An 18,764-nucleotide genomic window follows, 5' to 3' on the forward strand; every position below is an offset into this window, starting at 1 on the left:
CGCCGTTCCGTGGCCCGGACTACGGTGAACCGATGACCATGTCGTCGCCCTCGCCGGATCCCCGCGGGGATCCCGGTCCGGCCGACGACCCCGGCCCGGGCCCCGGCCCGCCCCAGGACATCGGCGACCTCCCGGGCGCGAGGACGGTCGACCGCGGCCCCGAGGCCGTCGTCCGGCCCGCCCGGCGGTGGGAGGTCCCGGTCGCGCTCGAGATCGCCAGCGGTCTCGCGTGGCGGGTGCTGCTGCTCGCCGCGGCCGGCTACGCGATCCTCTACGTGATGGGGCTGCTCTCCGCGGTCCTCGTCCCGGTGGTGCTCGCCATCATCGCCGCGTCGCTGCTCGCGCCGGAGGCCCACGCCCTGTCCCGGCGCTGGCGCCACGTGCCGCACGCGCTGGCCACCGCCCTGGTCCTGCTCGCGGGCATCGCGATCGTCAGCGCCGTCTTCTACGGCGTGGTGCTCGCGTTCATCTCCGGGCTGCCGGACCTGACCACGCAGCTGACCGCGAGCCTCACCGGCATCCAGGAGTGGCTGCGCACCGGCCCGCTCGGGCTGAACAACGAGCAGTTCACCGCGATCGGCAACCAGGCCATCGCCTACCTGCAGTCCAGCCAGGCCACCCTCGCCACGAGCGCGCTCGGCGCCGTCGGGACGGTCGGCGAGCTCTTCACCGAGATGCTGCTGACCCTGTTCACCCTGATCTTCCTGGTCTACGACGGCGGCCTGGTCTGGCGCTTCGTGCTCTCCGGGGTCCCGAAGGCGGCGCGCGACCGGGCCGACATCGCCGGGCGGCGGGCGTTCGCGTCGCTGGTCGGCTACACGCGGGCGACGGTCCTGGTCGCCGCGGCCGACGCCGTCACCGCCGGCGTGGGGCTGTGGCTCATCGGGGTGCCCCTGGCCGTCCCGCTGGCCGCGCTGATCTTCTTCGGCGCCTTCGTCCCCACCCTCGGCGCCGTCGTCACCGGCGTCGTCGCCGTCCTGGTGGCCCTGGTCAGCGGGGGGCTCACCGACGCCCTGCTCGTGGTCCTGCTCCTCGTCGCCGTGCAGAACCTCGAGGGCTACATCCTCCAGCCCCTGCTGCTCGGCCGGTCGATCAAGCTGCACCCGCTGGCGGTGGTGCTGCCGATCGCCTGCGGCCTCGTCCTCTTCGGCATCCCGGGCGCGCTGCTGGCCGTCCCGCTGGTCACGGTGGTCGACGCCGGCGTCCGCTCGCTCGTGCGTCCCTCGGACGGCGCGCTCGACCCGGCCACCGTCAACCCGCTCGACCCCCGCTCCGGGCGCCCCGAGTGGCACGACGCCGGCCCGTCCCGCACGAGCGTGCGAGGGCTGTTCCGGCACCGCCGCGCCGGCTCCTGAGCGACGGTGACGCCGGTGGGGGTCAGCTCGCCGAGGTGACCCGGTAGACGTCGTAGACGCCCTCGACGTTGCGGACCGCCTTGAGCACGTGCCCGAGGTGCTTCGGGTCGCCCATCTCGAAGGAGAACCGGCTCACCGCCACGCGGTCGCGCGACGTCGTCACCGACGCGGACAGGATGTTGACCTTCTCGTCGGCGAGGACCTTGGTGATGTCGGAGAGCAGGCGGTGCCGGTCGAGCGCCTCGGCCTGGATCGCGACGAGGAACAGCGCGCTCGACGAGGACGCCCAGTGGACGTTGACCAGGCGCTCCGGCTCGCTGCGCAGCTCGTCGGCGTTGGTGCAGTCGGTGCGGTGCACGCTGACCCCGCCGCCGCGGGTGATGAAGCCGAGGATGCCGTCGCCGGGCACCGGGGTGCAGCAGCGGGCGAGCTTGATCCACACGTCCGAGGAGCCGTCGCCGTCGCCGTCCATGTCGTCGATGACGACGCCGACGTCGCCGGTGCCGCGGCGGCGCTGCACGGTGGAGGGCGTCGCGCGGTCGGCGAGGTCCTCCTCGTTCTGCTCCACCCCGCCGAGCAGCGCGACCAGACGCTGCACGACGTGCCGGGCCGAGACGTGGTGCTCGCCGACCGCGGCGTAGAGCGCGGAGACGTCCTGGTAGCGCAGCTCGTGGGCCAGCGCGGTCATCGAGTCGGCGGACACGAGGCGCTGCAGCGGCAGGCCGGTGCGCCGCGCCTCGCGCGTGATCGCCTCCTTGCCGGCCTCGATCGCCTCCTCGCGGCGCTCCTTGGCGAACCACTGCTTGATCTTCTGCTTGGCCCGCGGCGACGCGACGAACGACAGCCAGTCGCGCGACGGCCCGGCGCCCTCGGCCTTCGACGTGAAGATCTCGACGACCTCGCCGTTCTCGAGCTCGCGCTCCAGCGCCACGAGACGGCCGTTGACCCGGCTGCCGATGCACTTGTTGCCGACCTCGGTGTGCACGGCGTAGGCGAGGTCGACCGGCGTCGACCCGCTGGGCAGCGTGATGACGTCGCCCTTCGGCGTGAACACGAAGATCTCGCGGGTGGCGAGGTCGTAGCGCAGCGACTCCAGGAACTCGCCGGGGTCCGCCGCCTCGCGCTGCCAGTCGAGCAGCTGGCGCATCCACGCCATCTCGTCGAGCTCGAGGGTGCCGTCCCCGGAGGTGCCGCCGCCCTTGTGGGCGCCCTTGAGCTCCTTGTACCGCCAGTGCGCGGCGATGCCGTACTCGGCGGTGCGGTGCATCTCGTGGGTGCGGATCTGCACCTCGAGCGGCTGCCCGTCCGGCCCGATCACCGTGGTGTGCAGCGACTGGTACACGCCGAACCGCGGCTGGGCGATGTAGTCCTTGAACCGGCCCGGCATCGGCTGCCAGAGGGCGTGGACCATGCCCATCGCGGCGTAGCAGTCGCGGACGTCCTCGACCAGCACCCGCACGCCCACCAGGTCGTGGATGTCGTCGAAGTCCTTACCCTTGACGATCATCTTCTGGTAGATCGAGTAGTAGTGCTTCGGGCGGCCGAGCACCTCGGCCTTCACCCGCGCCTCGGTGAGCTGCCCGGACACCTCGTCGATCACCGTGCGCAGGTAGGTGTCGCGGGACGGCGCGCGGTCGGCGACGAGGCGGACGATCTCGTCGTAGCGCTTGGGGTGCAGGATCGCGAACGCGAGGTCCTCGAGCTCCCACTTGACCGTCGACATCCCGAGCCGGTGGGCCAGCGGGGCGAGCACCTCGAGCGTCTCGCGGGCCTTCTTCGCCTGCTTCTCGGGCTTGAGGAAGCGCATCGTGCGCATGTTGTGCAGCCGGTCGGCCAGCTTGATGACCAGCACGCGCGGGTCGCGCGCCATCGCGACGACCATCTTGCGGATCGTCTCGGCCTCGGCGGCCGCGCCCAGCTGGACCTTGTCGAGCTTGGTGACGCCGTCGACGAGGTGGGCGACCTCGGCGCCGAAGTCGGCCGACAGCTTGTCCAGCGAGTAGGCGGTGTCCTCGACGGTGTCGTGCAGCAGGGCCGCGACCAGCGTCGTCGTGTCCATCCCGAGCTCGCCGAGGATCGTCGCCACGGCCAGCGGGTGGGTGATGTACGGGTCGCCGCTCTTGCGCATCTGCCCGTCGTGGAAGCGCTCGGCGGTGTCGTAGGCGCGCTGCAGCGTGCCCATGTCCGCCGAGGGGTGCAGCTCGCGGTGGACGGCGGCCAGCGGCTCGAGCACCGGCTTGACGGCGCCGGAGCGCTGCGCGGTGATGCGCCGGGCGATCCGCGCGCGGACGCGGCGGGTGGCCGACGGGGGCCGGGTGGCGCTGACGGGCGGCGTCGGCGAGAGGCCGACGGCGTCGAGGACGGCCTCCTCGGCCGGGGTGTCCGGGGCCGTGCCCTGGTCAGGGGCGATCGGCGTGCCCGCGGCGTCGACGTCCTGGCTCACGCGTCGTCCCCTTCCCGCCGGGCGGGCGAGCGGCCCCCGTCGTCACGGGGTGTCCGTCCTGGGAGCCGTCGTGCCCGGAATCCATCCAGGATACGTCCGAGGTGGCGATGTGTCCGGACGGTCGCGCGCCGATCGGGTCATCGGTCGTCCACGATCGGTACGCGTGGACGATCGCCGTCCGGACGCGGACGGGCTGTCCCCGGCGTGCGACGGGCGGCACGGCCGGATGCGGTCAGCGGAGGGGCGGTCAGCGGGCGAGCAGGGCGTGCACGGGGCGCCCGTCGAGGCGCTCGCGGCCGTGGAGGGCCGGCAGCTCGAGCACGACCGACACCGCCGCCACCGTGGCCCCCGCGCCCTCGACCAGCGCGGCGGCGGCCGCCACCGTGCCCCCGGTGGCGAGGACGTCGTCGACGAGCAGCGCCCGCGCGCCCGGGCGCAGCACGTCGGCGGGCAGTTCGAGCGTCGCCGACCCGTACTCCAGGTCGTAGGACTCGCTCGCCGCGACGATCGGCAGCTTGCCCTGCTTGCGGACCGCGACGACGCCGACGCCCAGCGAGTGCGCCACCGCCGCGCCGAGCAGGAAGCCCCGCGCCTCGATGCCGACGACCACCTCGGGCGCGGGCCCGTCGTGCGCGGCGAGCAGGCGTGTCGTCGCCGCGAGGCCCGCACCGTCGGCGAGCAGCGCGCTGAGGTCCCAGAACCGGATCCCGGGGCTCGGGAAGTCGGGGACGTCGCGCAGCAGCCCGGCGACCACGTCGAGGTCCGTGGCCACGCTCTCCGCGCTCACTTGCGCCGCTTGCCCGAGGGCCGGCCCGCCTTGCCCGCCGGGCGCGCGCCCGGCCGTGGCGCCGCCGCCCGGGACTCGCCGCCGCCACCCCGGGAACGGCCCGCGCCGGCCGCGGCGACCTCGCGGGTGTCGAGGACGTCGGTGGACGGGCCCGCGGTGCTCCCCGCGTCGCCGGCCTCGCCCGTGCCCGCCGCGGCCGCCGACCGGCGCGCCGCCTTCGCCCGCCGCGCCCGGACCTTCTCGGCCTGGGCCATCCAGCGCTTGTCGCGCATGGCGAGGTCCACGACGATCGGCGTCGCGAGCAGCACCGACGACGCCGCGCCGACGATGGTGCCCACCAGCTGCACGAGCGCCAGGTCGCCGAGCACGCCGACGCCGAGCAGCACCACGCCCACCACGAACAGCCCGATCAGCGGGAGCGCCGCGATCAGCGAGGTGTTCAGCGACCGCATCAGGGTCTGGTTGACCGCGAGGTTCGCGGCCTCGGCGTAGGTCCGGCGCGTGAGCCCGAGCAGGCCGCGGGTGTTCTCGCGGACCTTGTCGAACACGACGACCGTGTCGTAGAGCGAGAACCCGAGGATCGTCAGCAGGCCGATCACGGTGGCCGGGGAGACCTCGAATCCGACCAGCGAGTACACGCCGGCGGTGATGATGATGTCGTTGGCCAGGGCGATCATCGCCGCGAGCGCCATCCGTCTCTCGAAGTAGAACGAGAGATAGACCGTGACGAGCACCAGGAACACCGCGAGGGCGATGAGCGCCTGCTGGGTGATCTCGCCGCCCCAGCTCGCGCTGACGGCGCTGTCGGAGATCGCGGCCCGGTCCGGGGCGCCGCTGGTGCCGATCGGCTGGAACCGGTCGAACAGCGCCTGGCGCAGGGTGATGACCTGGGCGATGTCCAGCCGCTCGGACCGGATGATGATCGTCGCCGTCGCGCCCTGGCCCGCGCTCTGCACCGACGTGGCCGGGAAGCCCAGCGCCTCGGCGTAGACCTGCTCGACCTGGCTGGTCTGCGCGACGCCGGTCGCCCCGTTCGCCGGCATCTGGACGCTCGTGCCGCCCTCGAAGTCGATGCCGAAGTTGAAGCCCCGGATGACCATCGAGAGGATGCAGATCACCAGCGCGGCGCCGAAGACCGCGTACCAGGTCTTCCCGCGCCCGACGATGTCGAGCCCGCCGTTGCCCCGGTAGAGCATGTCGAGGCGGCTGCGCTTCTTGCCGGGACGGGGGCGCGGCTCGTCGGACTCCGCGGCCTCCTCGGCGTCCTCGTCCGCGGTGACGTCGTCGAGCTCGTCGTCGCGGTGCTCGAGACGGTCCTCGGCCATCTCGTCGGTCAGTCGCTCGACGCGGCGGCGTCCGCCCGGCTGTCCGGTGGAGCGGGTCATCGGTCACCTCCGCGGCCCGCGCGCGTGCGGGAGGCGCCGGAGCCACCGGAGCCCCCGGAGCCGTTGCGCGCGCCGGTCCCGGTCCGGGTGCCCTCGCGGGCCCCGTCCCAGCCCCCGCTGCGCGGTGTCCCGCGCGCGCCCGGGCGCGGGCCGGTGCCGCCGGAGCGGGGCGCGTTGTGCACCACCTGGCCGAGCCCGGACCACGCGGGGCTGGAGAAGAGCTTCGAGTTCGAGGCGAGGGCGAGCAGCGGGTGCGTCACGAGGAAGACCACGATGAGGTCGAGGACGGTGGACATGCCCAGGGTGAAGGCGAAGCCCTTGACCTGGCCGACGGCGAGCACGTAGAGCACCACGGCCGCGAGGAAGCTGACGGCGTCGCCGGAGAGGATCGTGCGTCGCGCGCGTGTCCAGCCCCGGGGTACCGCCGAGCGGAAACTTCGCCCGTCGCGGACCTCGTCCTTGATCCTCTCGAAGAAGATCACGAACGAGTCGGCGGTGATGCCGATGGCCACGATGAACCCGGCGACGCCGGCGAGGTCGAGCGTGAAGCCGATCGTGCGCCCGAGCAGGATCAGCACCGCGTAGACGACGAGCCCGGACAGGATCAGCGACAGGATCGTGAGCACGCCGAGCGCGCGGTAGTAGAACAGCGAGTAGACGAACACCAGGGCGAGGCCGACGAGGCCCGCGATGAGGCCGGCCTGCAGGGAGGCGTAGCCGAGCGTCGCCGAGACGGTCTGCGCCTCGGAGATGTCGAACGACAGCGGCAGCGAGCCGTAGCGCAGGACGTTCGCGAAGTCGGTGGCCGAGCCCTGGTTGAACTGCCCCGAGATCATCGCGTTGCCGTCGAGCAGCGGCTGCTGGATGCGCAGCGCCGAGACCACCTGCGTGTCGAGCACGACCGCGTTCGAGTTGTTGACGTTCGCGCTCGTGTAGTCAGCCCACGTCTCCGCGGGCTGGCCGCCCTTGAAGGCCAGGTTGATGACCCAGCCGACGCCCTGCGGGTTCGGGTTGGGGGTCGCGCTCGCGACGTCGGTGCCCGAGAGGATCGCGGGCCCGAGCAGGTACTTCTCGGTGCCCTCGCGGTTGCAGGCGATCAGCGGCCGGGTCGGGTCGTCGTACCCGCGCAAGGGGTCCTCGACCGCACAGTTCAGCGCCAGGGCCGCCTGCTCCTGGACCGCCGGGTCCTCGCTCTGGCGGGTCGCCTTCGCCTCGGCGATCGCCTGGGCCTGGCGCGGGTCCTGCGAGGTGTCCCCGCCGCCGCCCGGGGGCGTCGGCACCGGCGGCGCCGGCTGAGCCGGCGCCGCGATCGGGGCACTCTGGCCGGCCGGCGCCTGCCCGGGCGTGCCGGCGCCGGTCGCGCCGCCCTGCTCGACCCCGCCCTGGCCCGGGGGCGCGCCCGGCTGTCCCGGCGTCCCCGGTTGGCCGGGCTGCGGGCCCGCCGGGATCGGGCCGCCGAGCACCGGACGGAAGTACAGCCGCGCCGTCTGCCCCAGCGACCGAGCCTGGTCGCCCTCCTGCCCGGGCACGGTGATGACCAGGTTGCTGCCGTCCAGGACCACCTCGGCGCCGCTGACGCCCAGCCCGTTGACGCGCTGCTCGATGATGGTGCGCGCCAGGTTGAGCTGGTCGGGCGTCGGCGCCGCACCGGTCTCGGTGCGGGCCGTCAGCGTCACCCGCGTGCCACCCTGCAGGTCGATGCCGAGCTTCGGCGTCGGCGACCCGTCCCCGGTGAAGAACACCAGCCCGTAGAGCGCGGCCACGATCACCAGGAAGGCGGCGAGGTAGCGCCCGGGCCGGAAGCGGACGGTCGGAGGGGCCACGCTGCGTTGCTCCAGATGATCGGGTGGGTTCAGCCGGGGAGGGGCTCGTCGCGAGGGTAGGCGGCGGGCCCGGCGCTCCCCGCGCCGCCCCGCCTTCTCCGCGTCGGGAGGAGCGTCAGGAGGAGCGCGGCGAGGACACGTTGTCCGTCGTGTCCGCCTTGCTGGTGGTCGCGGTGTCCGCGGCGTCCTTCGTGTCCGCCTTCGGCGTGGTGTCGGCGGGCTCGACGACCGGGGTCGCGTCGGCCGCGACCACGTCGTCGGCGTCATCCTCGACGACGTCGGTCACGGCGTCCTCGGCCACGAGCTTCTCGCGCACCGCCGCCCGCAGCCACGTGGTGACGACGTCGGGGGCGATCTCGAGGTCGATGGTGCGCTCGTCGTCGACGTCGACGACGGTGCCGCTGATGCCCGAGGTCATGACGACCACGTCGCCGACGGCGATGCTGTTCTGCAGGTCCTTCTGCTGGTTCTCCTGCTTCTTGCGCTGACGGCTGGACATGAACACCAGCCCGATCATGAACAGGATGAGCAGGGGGAAGATCAGGTCCATCGTTCTCCGTTCACCGGGCGGGCGCGTCGGTCTCCGCACCCCGCACTGTCCGATTCCGAGTCTGCCAGCTCAGGTGAACAGGGTCCCCTGGCCCCGGTCCTCGTCCGGCCGGTCGGCGGGGGGCTCCTGCCCCAGATGGCGCCACGCCAGGGGTGTGGCGACGCGTCCGCGTGGCGTACGGGCCAGCATCCCGGCCCGCACGAGGTAGGGCTCGCACACCTCCTCGACGGTCCCGGGCTCCTCGCCGACGGCCACGGCCAGCGTCGACACCCCCACCGGACCGCCGCCGAACGAGCGCACGAGGGCGGCGAGCACGGCCCGGTCGAGGCGGTCGAGCCCGAGCTCGTCGACGTCGTAGACCGCCAGCGCGGCCCGGGCGACCTCCTGGGTGACCGCGCCGTCGGCGCGGACCTCCGCGTAGTCGCGCACCCGGCGCAGCAGGCGGTTGGCGATGCGCGGGGTGCCCCGCGAGCGCCGGGCGATCTCGCGGCCCCCGTCGGGGCGCAGGTCGACGTCGAGGATGCGGGCGCTGCGCGCGACCACGTACTCGAGGTCGGACGGCTCGTAGAACTCCATGTGGCCGGTGAAGCCGAAGCGGTCGCGCAGCGGGCCGGTGAGCGAACCGGCCCGCGTCGTGGCCCCCACCAGCGTGAACGGCGCGACGTCGAGCGGGATCGACGTCGCCCCGGGGCCCTTGCCCACGACGACGTCGACCCGGAAGTCCTCCATCGCGAGGTAGAGCATCTCCTCGGCGGGCCGCGCCATGCGGTGGATCTCGTCGATGAACAGGACGTCGCCCTCGAGAAGGTTCGACAGCATCGCCGCGAGATCGCCCGCCCGCTCCAGCGCCGGGCCCGACGTGATGCGCACGGCGCTGCCGAGCTCGGTGCCGATGATCATCGCGAGGCTCGTCTTGCCCAGGCCCGGCGGGCCGGAGAGCAGCACGTGGTCGGGCGGGCGGCCGCGGCGCAGCGCGCCCTGGAGCACCAGGTCGAGCTGCTCGCGGACGCGGGGCTGGCCGATGAACTCGGCGAGCCGGGCCGGGCGCAGGCGGTTCTCGAGGTCGGACTCGCCGTCCTCGGGCGTGGCGTCGAGGGCGCGCTGGAGGCTCTCCTCCAGCTCGTTCTCCATGGTCGAGCTCCGCTGCGCTTCGTCTCCCGGCTCGCTCACCGCGACGGCCCGAGCCGCGTCAGCGCCGCGCGCAGGACCCCGGAGGAGTCGGACGGGCCGCCCGCGCCCAGCACCTCGTCGACGGCCTTCTCGGCGGGCTTGGCGGCGAACCCGAGGCCGACGAGCGCCTCGACGACCTGGTCGCGCAGCGTGCCGGCGGCGACCGGGGAGGCCGGGGCGTCCTCGTCGGTGCTCCCGGCGGGCGCCGGCGGGGCGACCTTGTCGCGCAGCTCGATGATCAACCGCTCGGCGCCCTTGCGCCCGATGCCCGGCACGCTCGTCAGCGTCGTGATGTTGCCGTCGGCGAGCGCGTGGCTCAGCGCCGCCGGGTCGAGCACGGCGAGGGCGGCCAGCGCCAGCCGTGGCCCCACCCCCGACACGGTCTGCAGCAGCAGGAACAGCTCGCGCTCGGCGGCGTCGGCGAACCCGTAGAGGGTCAGCGAGTCCTCGCGGACCACGAGCGCGGTGTCGAGCCGGGCGGGCTGCCCGCGGCGCAGGCGCGCGAGCGTGGACGGCGTGGCCTGCACGGCCAGCCCGACCCCGCCGACCTCGACCACCGTGTGGTCCAGCCCGACCGCGAGGACCTCCCCGCGCACCGACGAGATCACGGCACGATCCTCCTGGCTGGTGTGGCGAACAGGCGTTCGAAGGCTACCGGCCGCCCCCGACGGTGCCGTGGACCGGCGCGCCCGCTCACCCGCCCGCGAACGCCGCGATCACCGGGGCGAGCACCGCGGGGGTGACGATGTGCACCTGCCCGGGCAGCGTCCGGTGCTCCGCGCCGGGCACCGCGGCGGCCAGCGCCGCCACCGCCCGACGTACCCAGGCGGGGCTGTGCTCGCCGTCGAGGGCGAGCAGCGGCACGGCCAGGCCGGCGAGGCGCCCGGCGGGGAGCGGCTCCCCCACCACGAGCGCGACGTCGTGCGGCAGCGAGGGCGCCAGCGCGACCGTGCCGGCCCAGAACGGGGTCCGGCGCAGGCGCTCGACCGGGGCGGGCGCGGCCGCCGGGAAGCCGCCGAGGAACGCGGCCGCGGCGTCGTCGGGGTCGCCGGCGCGCAGGGCGGACATGGTCGCCGCGCCGAGGTCGCGGCGGGAGGCGGGGTCGTCGCCGGCGAGGGGCCACGGGGGCTCGTGGGCGACGACCCGTGCGGCCGGCAGGCCGGCCAGCACCGCGGTCAGCACCAGCATCGCCCCGGCCGAGTGCGCGTAGTGGACGGGCGTCCCGCCGGTGGCGGCGACCACGGCCGCGAGGTCGGCGACCTCCTCGGCCACCAGGTCCGCGCCCTCGGCACCGAGCGGGTCGCGGCCGGGGTCGGGCACTCCCCCGCTGTCGCCGCGGCCCCGGCGGTCCCAGGTGGTGACGGTGAACCGGTCGGCGAGGGCCTCGGCGAGCAGGCGGACGCTGGCCCGGGCCTGCAGCGCGCCGGTGGTGACCACGAGCGGCGGCCCCGCGCCCACCGTCTCGACCGCGATCGGCGTGCCGTCGGACGAGGTGACGGTGGTGCTCAGCGTCCGGCCTTCGGCGCAGCGGCCCGTTGCGTGGCCTTCTGGGCCGCCTTCAGGCGCGCGCGGTGACGCTTCGTCGCCTCGGCCGCGCGCGCCTCCGCCTCGGCCATCCGCGCCATCATCGGGGCGCGCCAGCAGTGGCAGACCGCGAGCGCGAGGGCGTCCGCGGCGTCCGCGGGACGCGGGGCGGTCTCGAGCGCGAGCACCCGCGTCACCATGGCCGTGACCTGCTCCTTGTCGGCGCGCCCGGAGCCCGTGACGGCGGCCTTGACCTCGCTGGGCGTGTGGAACGCGACGGGCAGCCCGGCGCGCCCGGCGACCAGGGCCACGACACCGCCGACCTGGGCGGTGCCCATCACCGTGCGCACGTTGTGCTGCGCGAACACCCGCTCCACGGCGACCACGTCGGGCCGGTGCTCGGCGATCCACGCCTCGACGGCGTCGGCGACCGCGCCGAGCCGGTCGGCCACCTCGGCCTCGGGCGGGGTCCGGACGACGTCGACGGCGACCGCGCGCACCGCACGCCCGCCGCCGCCCTCGACCACGCCGAGGCCGCAGCGCGTCAGCCCGGGGTCGACGCCCAGCACCCGCATGGCCGGGACGCTACGCGGCACGGGCCGGCGAACCGGCGCTCGTCCCCCGCTGCCGGTGTGTCGCGGCGCTCCCGGTCCGGCGATCTCACCGGAGCTGGCGCGCCCTCGGACTTCCCGCCGGCGGGCGTGCTGCGGAGATCAGGAGCACGTGGTCCACCCCGGGACCCGGGTCCCCGTCGATGAGGTGCCCGTGATCTCCACCCGGCGACGGCCCCATCGGCGCCACCCACCCGCGCCGGAGATCAGGAGCACGTGGTCCACCCCGGGACCCGGGTCCCCGTCGATGAGGTGCCCGTGATCTCCACCCGGCGACGACCAGGCCGGCGCTACCCACCGAGCCGGCGCCACCCACGTGATCACGGGCACGCCGTCCACCCGCGGGCGCGGGTCCCCGTCGATGACGTGCCCGTGATCTCCGGGCGCGGCATGCTGACCGCCGGCGCCCATGCACCACCCCCGCCGACCCGAGGAGGACACCGTGAGCACGAGCCCGGCCGAGGAGCCCCGTCCGCCGTTCCCGCCGTTCGACGAGGAGTCGGCGCGGGCGAAGGTGCTCGCCGCGGAGAACGCGTGGAACACACGCGACCCGGAGAAGGTCGCGCTCGCCTACACGCTGGACACGGTGTGGCGGAACCGGGACGAATGGGTCACCGGGCGCGACCAGGTCGTGGAGTTCCTGACGCGCAAGTGGGAGCGCGAGCGCGACTACGTGCTGCGCAAGTCGCTGTGGACCTTCGGCGGGCACCGGATCGCCGTGCGCTTCCAGTACGAGTGCCGCGACGCCGCCGGGCAGTGGTGGCGCAGCTACGGCAACGAGAACTGGGAGTTCGCCGACAACGGGCTCATGGCGCGCCGCGAGGCCAGCATCAACGACGTGCGCATCGCCGAGGAGGAGCGCCGGCTGCAGGGCCCGCGACCGGACGGGGACACGAGCGAGATCCCGATCTGATCGTTGAGCGTCCGTACACGGTCACGTGTCGGACGCGGCGATGGACGTGCACGGTGAGCGGAGCGAGGATCGTGCACCCGTGAGGATCACGCGCATCGCGCTCCATGAGGTCGAGCTGCCGTACGCGGGCGGGGTCTACCGGCTCTCGGGGGGCCGGTCCTACACGTCGTTCGACGCCTCGATCGTCCGCCTCACCTGCGACGACGGCACCGACGGCTGGGGCGAGAGCACGCCGTTCGGCTCGACCTACGTGGCTGCGCACCCCGCGGGCACGCGCGCCGGGATCGCGCTGCTGGCGCCCGCCCTGCTCGGCCTCGACCCCCGGCACACCGAGCGGGTCGGCGACGCCATGGACCGCACGCTGACCGGCCACCACGACGCGCGCACCGCGCTCGACGTCGCCTGCTGGGACGCGTTCGGCCGGTCGGTGGGCCTGCCGGTGTGCGACCTGCTCGGCGGCTCCACCGAGGTCCCCATGGCGCCGACGTCGTCGATCGGCGCGGGCGACCCGGAGGAGATGCGCGCCCGGGTGGCCGCGTACCGGGACCGCGGCTACCGCGCGCACTCGGTGAAGATCGGCGCCCTCGACGCGGAGGGCGGCCCGGCGCTGGACGCCGAGCGGATCGCGGCGAGCCTGGCCGACCGCCGGCCCGGCGAGACCTTCCTCGTCGACGCCAACGGCGGCCTGCTCCCCGAGCACGCCCTGCGCATGATCACGCTGCTGCCGCCCGGGCTGGACTTCGCCCTCGAGGCCCCGTGCGCGACGTGGCGCGAGACCGCCTCGCTGCGCCGGCGCTGCCCGTACCCGATCGTGGTCGACGAGCTGGGCCTGCTCGACGCGGACATCGCGCACGTCGTCGCGAGCGACCTCGCCGACGGCATCAACCTGAAGATCTCGAAGGCCGGCGGGCTCACCCCGGGGCGCCGGCACCGCGACCTCGCCCGTGCCGCCGGGCTGACGGTCAGCGTGCAGGACACCGTCGGCTCCTCGCTGTCCTACGCCGCGATCCTGCACCTCGGCGCCACCGTGCCCCCGCGCACGCTGCGCGGCGTGCTGAACAGCGAGGACATGGTGACCCGCAAGGTCGCCGCCCTCGACACCGTCGTGACCGCCGACGGCGTGCTGCCCGGCCGGTCGCCGGGCCTGGGCGCGACGGTGGACGAGGACGCGCTCGGCGGGCCGGTGGCCGTCTGGGAGCTCTAAGGTCGCGGCCCCGGGTCGTCGTGCCGGAAGGTGACGCTGACCCGCGGGCCGGCGCCGGGCCACTTGGGCACCGTGTGCTGCCACTCGTGCTGGCAGCGCCCGCCCATGACCAGCAGGTCGCCGCCCGCCACGGTCAGCCGCGTCGACGAACCGCCGCCCAGGGGGCGCAGCCCGAACCGCCGCGGCGCACCCAGCGACACGATCGCGACGATCGGTGCCTCGTGGGTGAAGCGCACCCGGTCGCCGTGCCAGGCCACCGAGTCGTCGCCGTGGCGGTAGTAGTTGGCGCCGACCCGGTCGAAGCGGACCCCGTAGCGCCGCGAGAGGGCGTCGGCGACGGCCGGCATGGGATCCGGCGCGTCGTCGATGCGCCACCCGCAGGTCAGCCGCGGCTCCATGACGTCCTGGTCGTACATGCGGCGCCGCCGCTGGTCCCACGGCGCCTGCGCCACGATCGCGTCGAACCACGCGTCGGCGCCCGTGATCCAGGCGGGGGCCAGGTCGACCCACGAGCGCTCGTCGAGGACGATGCGGCGCGGGACGACGGCCGGATCCACCGCAGGGTCCTGCGCGGTCTCGCCCCCGCCGAAGAGCGAGGGCGTCCAGGCTGTCGTCATCGAGGTCAGTAGAACACATGTTCGAACGGAGCGCGAGCGTGCAGAGCAAGCACATCGTCGTCCACGGGCGCGTGCAGAGCGTCTTCTTCCGCGCGGCCGCCGAGGAGGAGGCGCGCCGGCTCGGCGTCGGCGGCTGGGTGCGCAACCGGGACGACGGCACCGTCGAGATGGTCGTCGAGGGCGAGGACGACGCCGTCGAGCAGATGGTCGCCTGGGCCCGCGAGGGCTCGTCGCAGGCGCGGGTCAGCGGCGTCGACGTCACCGACACCGAGCCGCAGGGTCACCGGACCTTCGAGCAGACGTGAGGCTGGCCGCGGAGCAGGTCCGCCGCTTCCGCCTGCGCCGCCAGCACATCGCCGCGCACGACGGCACCGACCCCGTCGCCGTCGCCCGCCGCCTGCTCGGCGTGCAGGCGCAGGTGCCCTCGGCCGCCGCGCAGGCGGTCGCGGTCCGGACGCCGGAGGGCACCGCCGACGACGGCACCGTCGAGGCCGCGCTGACCGCGGGGACGCTCGTGCGCACGTGGGCGGCGCGCGGGACCCTGCACCTGCTCGCCACCGACCAGGCGCCGTCCCTGCTGGCCCTGCTGGCCGCCGCCCGCTCGTGGGACAAGGGCTCCTGGCAGCGGGAGTTCGCCACCGCCGCGCAGATGACCGCCCTCGAGGCCGCGGTCGTCGACGTCCTCGCCGACGGCGCCGTCCTCACCCGCGAGGAGCTCACCGCCGCCCTCGTCGCCCACAGCGGGGACGAGGGGCTCGCCGAGGCCCTCCGCTCGGGGTGGGGCACCGTACTCAAGCCGCTGGCCTGGCAGGGCCTGATCTGCCACGGGCCGCCGGCGGGTGCGCGGGTGACCTTCACCCGCCCCGGCTGGCCGGGCCTGCCCGACGCCGACGAGGCCGCCCGCACGATCGTGCCCGCCTTCCTCGCCGCACACGGGCCCGCGACGCCGACCGCCGTCGACGCCTGGCTCCTGCGCGGCATGACGCCCAAGGCGCGGCTGCGGCGCTGGTTCGCCGACCTGGTCGCCGACGGGACGCTGACCGAGGTGACGGTCGACGGCGAGGCCCGGTACGCCCGCACCGAGGACCTCGACGACCTCGAGGTCGCGCCCCCCGTGGGGACGCGGCTCCTCGGCCCCTTCGACCCCTACGTGCTCGGCGCCGGCACCGCCGACCCCGACCTCGTCCCCGCCGACCGCCGCAAGGACGTCAGCCGCGCCGCGGGGTGGATCGCGCCGGTGGTCGTGGACGACGGCCGCGTGGTGGGCACCTGGAGCGCCGAGGACGACCGCCTCGCCGTGACCCCGTTCGACGGCCCGGTGGACGTCGGGTCCGAGGCCGAGACCTGGTCCCGCGTCCTGGGCCGCCCGCTCACGCCCCCGGGGTGACCGGCACCCGCGCGTCGCGGACGAGCAGCCGCACCACCACGCCGGCGTGGTCGGTGCCGGGCAGGACGCGGGTGGTCAGGTCCACCGGCGCGACCGGTCCGGACACGAGCACGTGGTCGATGGCCGCGAACGGCGGCAGCGTCGAGTCGGTCGGCCAGGTGCCCTGCAGGCCCGCGCCGATCGCGGCGGCCGAGTCGCTCCAGGTGCTCGACAACAGCTCGCGCAGCGGACGGTGATCGAGCGTCGCGTTGAGGTCGCCGATCACCAGGCGCGGCGGGCCCTCGAGCGGCGCGGGCCCCGGCAGGTTCGTGATCTCACGCGCCCAGCCCGCGGCGTCGTCGCGGAACACCGGCGCGGCGGGGTGGGCGACGACGACGTCGACGGGCCCGCTGGGCGCCAGCACCCGGGCCGTGACCTGCGAGAACACGCCCTCGCGCAGCACAAGGCCGGACGGGGCGAGCGGGTGGCGGGCGAGCAGCGCGGTGCCGCCCGCGCCCTCGCGCGCCCGCGACACCACGAACGGCAGCTCGCCGCGCAGGCCCGCCGCCGCGAGGGCCTGCTCGGCCTCCGGGGTGACCTCCTGCAGCCCCAGGACGTCCACCTGCTGCTCGCGGACCAGCCCCACCACGGCGTCGGGCCGTGCCTGCCCGAACTTCATGTTGACCGTGGCGACGGTGACCGGCGCACTGTCCGGGCCGGGCGTGACGGTGGGGTCGCCGTCGTCGGTGGCCCGGGGCACGACCACCGCCAGCAGCGCGAGCGCGGCCACCAGGGCCACCGCGCCGACGGCCCGGCGGCGCGCCAGGAAGCAGACGGCCGCCACGACGACGGCGACCGCGGCGACGACCGGGGTGAGCGCCAGCAGCCCGAAGACGAGCGGCGAGCCGACCGGGGCCCACCACCAGAACGGCACCCACAGGGCGACGAGCGCCGCGGCGACGCCCAGCAGGAGGCCGACCACGCGGGAGCGGCGGGCGGGGCTCACCGCGCGGCGAGCCGCTCGAGGCGCAGCAGCTCGACGCCCGCGCTGTCGACGAGCCGGCCGGTCTCCTCGTAGCCGGCGCGCCGGTACAGGCGCAGGTTCTCGTCGCTGCGGGCGCCGGTGACGAGCCAGCTGACGTCGCCCGCGGCCAGCTCGGCGTGGGCACGCTCCATGAGCGCGCGTCCCACGCCGTGGCCCTGGGCGTCCGGGGCGACCGAGTACCGGGCGAGCTCGGCGCACCCCGAGCCGGTGCCGATGCCGTCCCCGCGCAGGCGCACCGACCCGATCAGCCGCTGTCCCGCCCACGCGCCGAACCCCCGCACGTCCGGGCGCCCCAGGTCGGCGGCGAGCCCGGCGACCGTCTCGCGCAGCGGCGGGATCTCCGTCGTGCCGTAGCGGCGCGCCTCGGACAGGTAGGCGGCGTACTGCACGGTCAGCGCCTCGCCGGCGTCGCCCGCCCCGAGGACGGCCACGACGCACGGCGGGGCCGTCATGCTCAGCCGACCTCGGCCATGACCTCGTCGGACGCGTCGAAGTTCGAGTAGACGTTCTGCACGTCGTCGGAGTCCTCGAGCGCGTCGATGATCCGCAGCACCTTGCGGGCGCCGTCGGCGTCGACCTCGACGTTCATCGACGGCACGAACGACACCTCGGAGGAGTCGTAGTCGACGCCCGCCTCCTGCAGCGCGGTGCGGACGGTGACGAGGTCCGACGGGTCGGTGAGCACCTCGAAGTTCTCGCCGTAGTCGTTGACCTCCTCGGCGCCCGCCTCGAGCACCGCGAGCAGCAGGTCGTCCTCGGCGAGCTCGCCGCCGCCCTGCTCCTTGGGGACGATGATGACGCCCTTGCGGTTGAACAGGTAGGCCACCGAGCCCGGGTCGGCCATCGCGCCGCCGTTGCGGTTCATGGCCGTGCGGACCTCGCCCGCGGCGCGGTTCTTGTTGTCGGTGAGGCACTCGACGAGCACCGCGACGCCGCCCGGGGCGTAGCCCTCGTAGGTGATCGCCTGGTAGTCGGCCCCGCCGGCCTCCGCCCCCGAGCCGCGCTTGACCGCGCGGTCGATGTTGTCGTTGGGGACCGACGTCTTCTTCGCCTTCTGGATGGCGTCGTACAGCGTCGGGTTGGCGGCCGGGTCGCCGCCGCCGGTCCGCGCCGCCACCTCGATGTTCTTGATCAGCTTCGCGAACATCTTGCCGCGCTTGGCGTCGATCGCGGCCTTCTTGTGCTTGGTGGTCGCCCACTTGGAGTGGCCGCTCATCGTCTCCCCTTCGCCTCGCGCGTGCCTCGCGGTCGATCCGGGTGCGGCACTGCCGGCTCGAACACCGGCGGCACGAACGGCAGCTCGTGCCGCGCACGCTTTCCGACGGTCCAGTCTACCGAGGTCCTCATCGGGGCGGCGGGACGGTACGGTGCTCGCACATCTGGGTTTCGAACAGATACCCAGACCGTCGACGACAGGAGTCCCGTGGACGTCACGACGCGCGAGCGCACCCACACCTGGTCCGACCCCCGCACGCTCGCCGCCGCGGCGGCCGGCCGCGACGGGCTGGCGTTCCTGCAGGCCATGGCCGACGGGACGCTCCCGCCCCCGCCGATCATGACGCTGGTCGGCGCCGGGGTGGAGTCGGTGGAGCCCGGCCGGGTCGTCTTCACCGTCGAGCCCGCCGAGTACCACTACAACCCCATCGGCTCGGTGCACGGCGGCATCTACGCGACGCTGCTCGACTCCGCGGCCGGGTGCGCCGTGCACAGCACGCTGCCCGCCGGCGTGGCCTACACCAGCCTCGACCTCTCGGTGAAGTTCCTGCGCCGCCTCACCGCAGGCTCGGGCACCAGCCGCGCCACCGGATACGTCGTGCACGCCGGGCGCAGCACCGCGCTCGCCCGCGCCGAGCTCGTCGACGGGCAGGGCCGCCTGGTGGCCGAGGCGACGTCGAGCTGTTTGATCCTCCGCGGCTAGGCCGACCCCCCGCACGTCTCTCCCGGACGTGTGGTGGGCTCGTCGCGGTCGGG

General features: G+C 74.8%; 19 protein-coding genes. 6 read left to right on the plus strand and 13 right to left on the minus strand.

The features are described from left to right. The first annotated feature begins 32 nt into the window (after positions 1-32). Positions 33-1,355, plus strand: a complete 1,323-nt coding sequence (locus tag ACFPK1_RS13165; protein ID WP_378021388.1) for an AI-2E family transporter — start codon at positions 33-35, stop codon at positions 1,353-1,355. Positions 1,356-1,377: 22 nt separating this feature from the next. On the opposite strand, the gene ACFPK1_RS13170 is transcribed toward ACFPK1_RS13165, so the two are convergent. From ACFPK1_RS13170 to ruvC, 9 genes are all read right to left on the minus strand, one after another. Continuing rightward, entirely contained in the window at positions 1,378-3,798 is a 2,421-nt protein-coding gene (locus tag ACFPK1_RS13170; RefSeq protein WP_378021389.1) for a RelA/SpoT family protein, read from the minus strand. A 247-nt stretch (positions 3,799-4,045) separates the two neighbouring features. Further along, a complete protein-coding gene (locus tag ACFPK1_RS13175) occupies positions 4,046-4,570 on the minus strand; it encodes an adenine phosphoribosyltransferase (protein ID WP_378021390.1) in 525 nt (174 codons plus the stop codon). Between the two features lie 11 nt (positions 4,571-4,581). Then, positions 4,582-5,970, minus strand: coding sequence for a protein translocase subunit SecF (gene secF / locus ACFPK1_RS13180; protein WP_378021391.1), 1,389 nt, complete (start codon positions 5,968-5,970; stop codon positions 4,582-4,584). After that, on the minus strand, positions 5,967-7,793 hold the full coding sequence (gene secD / locus ACFPK1_RS13185; RefSeq protein ID WP_378021392.1) for a protein translocase subunit SecD: 1,827 nt from the start codon (positions 7,791-7,793) through the stop codon (positions 5,967-5,969). Before secD ends, secF begins: the two co-directional genes overlap by 4 nt. A gap of 115 nt (positions 7,794-7,908) precedes the next feature. Beyond that, positions 7,909-8,343, minus strand: coding sequence for a preprotein translocase subunit YajC (yajC, locus tag ACFPK1_RS13190; protein WP_378021393.1), 435 nt, complete (start codon positions 8,341-8,343; stop codon positions 7,909-7,911). Between the two features lie 69 nt (positions 8,344-8,412). Beyond that, positions 8,413-9,474 carry a Holliday junction branch migration DNA helicase RuvB gene (ruvB, locus tag ACFPK1_RS13195; RefSeq protein ID WP_378021394.1) on the minus strand — a complete coding sequence of 354 codons (1,062 nt, stop codon included), beginning with the start codon at positions 9,472-9,474 and terminating at the stop codon, positions 8,413-8,415. 35 nt (positions 9,475-9,509) lie between these two features. Next, entirely contained in the window at positions 9,510-10,121 is a 612-nt protein-coding gene (ruvA, locus tag ACFPK1_RS13200) for a Holliday junction branch migration protein RuvA (protein WP_378021395.1), read from the minus strand. A gap of 85 nt (positions 10,122-10,206) precedes the next feature. Then, positions 10,207-10,971, minus strand: a complete 765-nt coding sequence (locus tag ACFPK1_RS13205) for an alpha/beta fold hydrolase (RefSeq protein ID WP_378021396.1) — start codon at positions 10,969-10,971, stop codon at positions 10,207-10,209. 47 nt (positions 10,972-11,018) lie between these two features. Beyond that, entirely contained in the window at positions 11,019-11,612 is a 594-nt protein-coding gene (ruvC, locus tag ACFPK1_RS13210; RefSeq protein ID WP_378021397.1) for a crossover junction endodeoxyribonuclease RuvC, read from the minus strand. A 445-nt stretch (positions 11,613-12,057) separates the two neighbouring features. Here ruvC and ACFPK1_RS13215 point away from each other — a divergent pair, with 445 nt between their 5' ends. Both ACFPK1_RS13215 and ACFPK1_RS13220 read left to right on the plus strand, forming a co-directional pair. Then, positions 12,058-12,561, plus strand: coding sequence for a nuclear transport factor 2 family protein (locus ACFPK1_RS13215; protein WP_378021398.1), 504 nt, complete (start codon positions 12,058-12,060; stop codon positions 12,559-12,561). A gap of 79 nt (positions 12,562-12,640) precedes the next feature. Further along, positions 12,641-13,765 (plus strand): mandelate racemase/muconate lactonizing enzyme family protein, encoded by a 1,125-nt coding sequence (locus ACFPK1_RS13220; protein ID WP_378021399.1) that lies wholly within the window; start codon positions 12,641-12,643, stop codon positions 13,763-13,765. On the opposite strand, the gene ACFPK1_RS13225 is transcribed toward ACFPK1_RS13220, so the two are convergent. Further along, positions 13,762-14,382, minus strand: coding sequence for an alpha-ketoglutarate-dependent dioxygenase AlkB (locus ACFPK1_RS13225; protein ID WP_378021400.1), 621 nt, complete (start codon positions 14,380-14,382; stop codon positions 13,762-13,764). The two genes, ACFPK1_RS13220 and ACFPK1_RS13225, sit on opposite strands and share 4 nt — an antisense overlap. Before the next feature lie 38 nt (positions 14,383-14,420). Between ACFPK1_RS13225 and ACFPK1_RS13230 the strand changes: the two genes are divergently transcribed. Both ACFPK1_RS13230 and ACFPK1_RS13235 read left to right on the plus strand, forming a co-directional pair. Next, positions 14,421-14,687: an acylphosphatase gene (locus ACFPK1_RS13230; protein ID WP_378021401.1), complete on the plus strand. Its 267-nt coding sequence runs from the start codon at positions 14,421-14,423 to the stop codon at positions 14,685-14,687. Continuing rightward, positions 14,684-15,769 (plus strand): DNA glycosylase AlkZ-like family protein, encoded by a 1,086-nt coding sequence (locus ACFPK1_RS13235; RefSeq protein WP_378021402.1) that lies wholly within the window; start codon positions 14,684-14,686, stop codon positions 15,767-15,769. The genes ACFPK1_RS13230 and ACFPK1_RS13235 overlap by 4 nt, the downstream gene beginning before the upstream one ends. Here ACFPK1_RS13235 and ACFPK1_RS13240 read toward each other — a convergent pair. From ACFPK1_RS13240 to ACFPK1_RS13250, 3 genes are read right to left on the minus strand one after another with little or no spacing between them, the layout of a single operon-like run. Further along, a complete protein-coding gene (locus tag ACFPK1_RS13240) occupies positions 15,753-16,754 on the minus strand; it encodes an endonuclease/exonuclease/phosphatase family protein (RefSeq protein WP_378021403.1) in 1,002 nt (333 codons plus the stop codon). The genes ACFPK1_RS13235 and ACFPK1_RS13240 overlap by 17 nt on opposite strands. After that, positions 16,751-17,245: a GNAT family N-acetyltransferase gene (locus ACFPK1_RS13245; RefSeq protein WP_378021404.1), complete on the minus strand. Its 495-nt coding sequence runs from the start codon at positions 17,243-17,245 to the stop codon at positions 16,751-16,753. Before ACFPK1_RS13245 ends, ACFPK1_RS13240 begins: the two co-directional genes overlap by 4 nt. A 2-nt stretch (positions 17,246-17,247) precedes the next feature. Next, positions 17,248-18,009: a YebC/PmpR family DNA-binding transcriptional regulator gene (locus tag ACFPK1_RS13250; protein ID WP_378021405.1), complete on the minus strand. Its 762-nt coding sequence runs from the start codon at positions 18,007-18,009 to the stop codon at positions 17,248-17,250. 207 nt (positions 18,010-18,216) lie between these two features. On the opposite strand from ACFPK1_RS13250, the gene ACFPK1_RS13255 reads away from it, so the two are divergent. Then, on the plus strand, positions 18,217-18,711 hold the full coding sequence (locus ACFPK1_RS13255) for a PaaI family thioesterase (RefSeq protein ID WP_378021406.1): 495 nt from the start codon (positions 18,217-18,219) through the stop codon (positions 18,709-18,711). Positions 18,712-18,764: the final 53 nt, after the last annotated feature.

It is taken from the genome of Actinomycetospora rhizophila (assembly GCF_042657905.1).
In the GTDB taxonomy this organism is placed as follows: domain Bacteria; phylum Actinomycetota; class Actinomycetes; order Mycobacteriales; family Pseudonocardiaceae; genus Actinomycetospora; species Actinomycetospora rhizophila.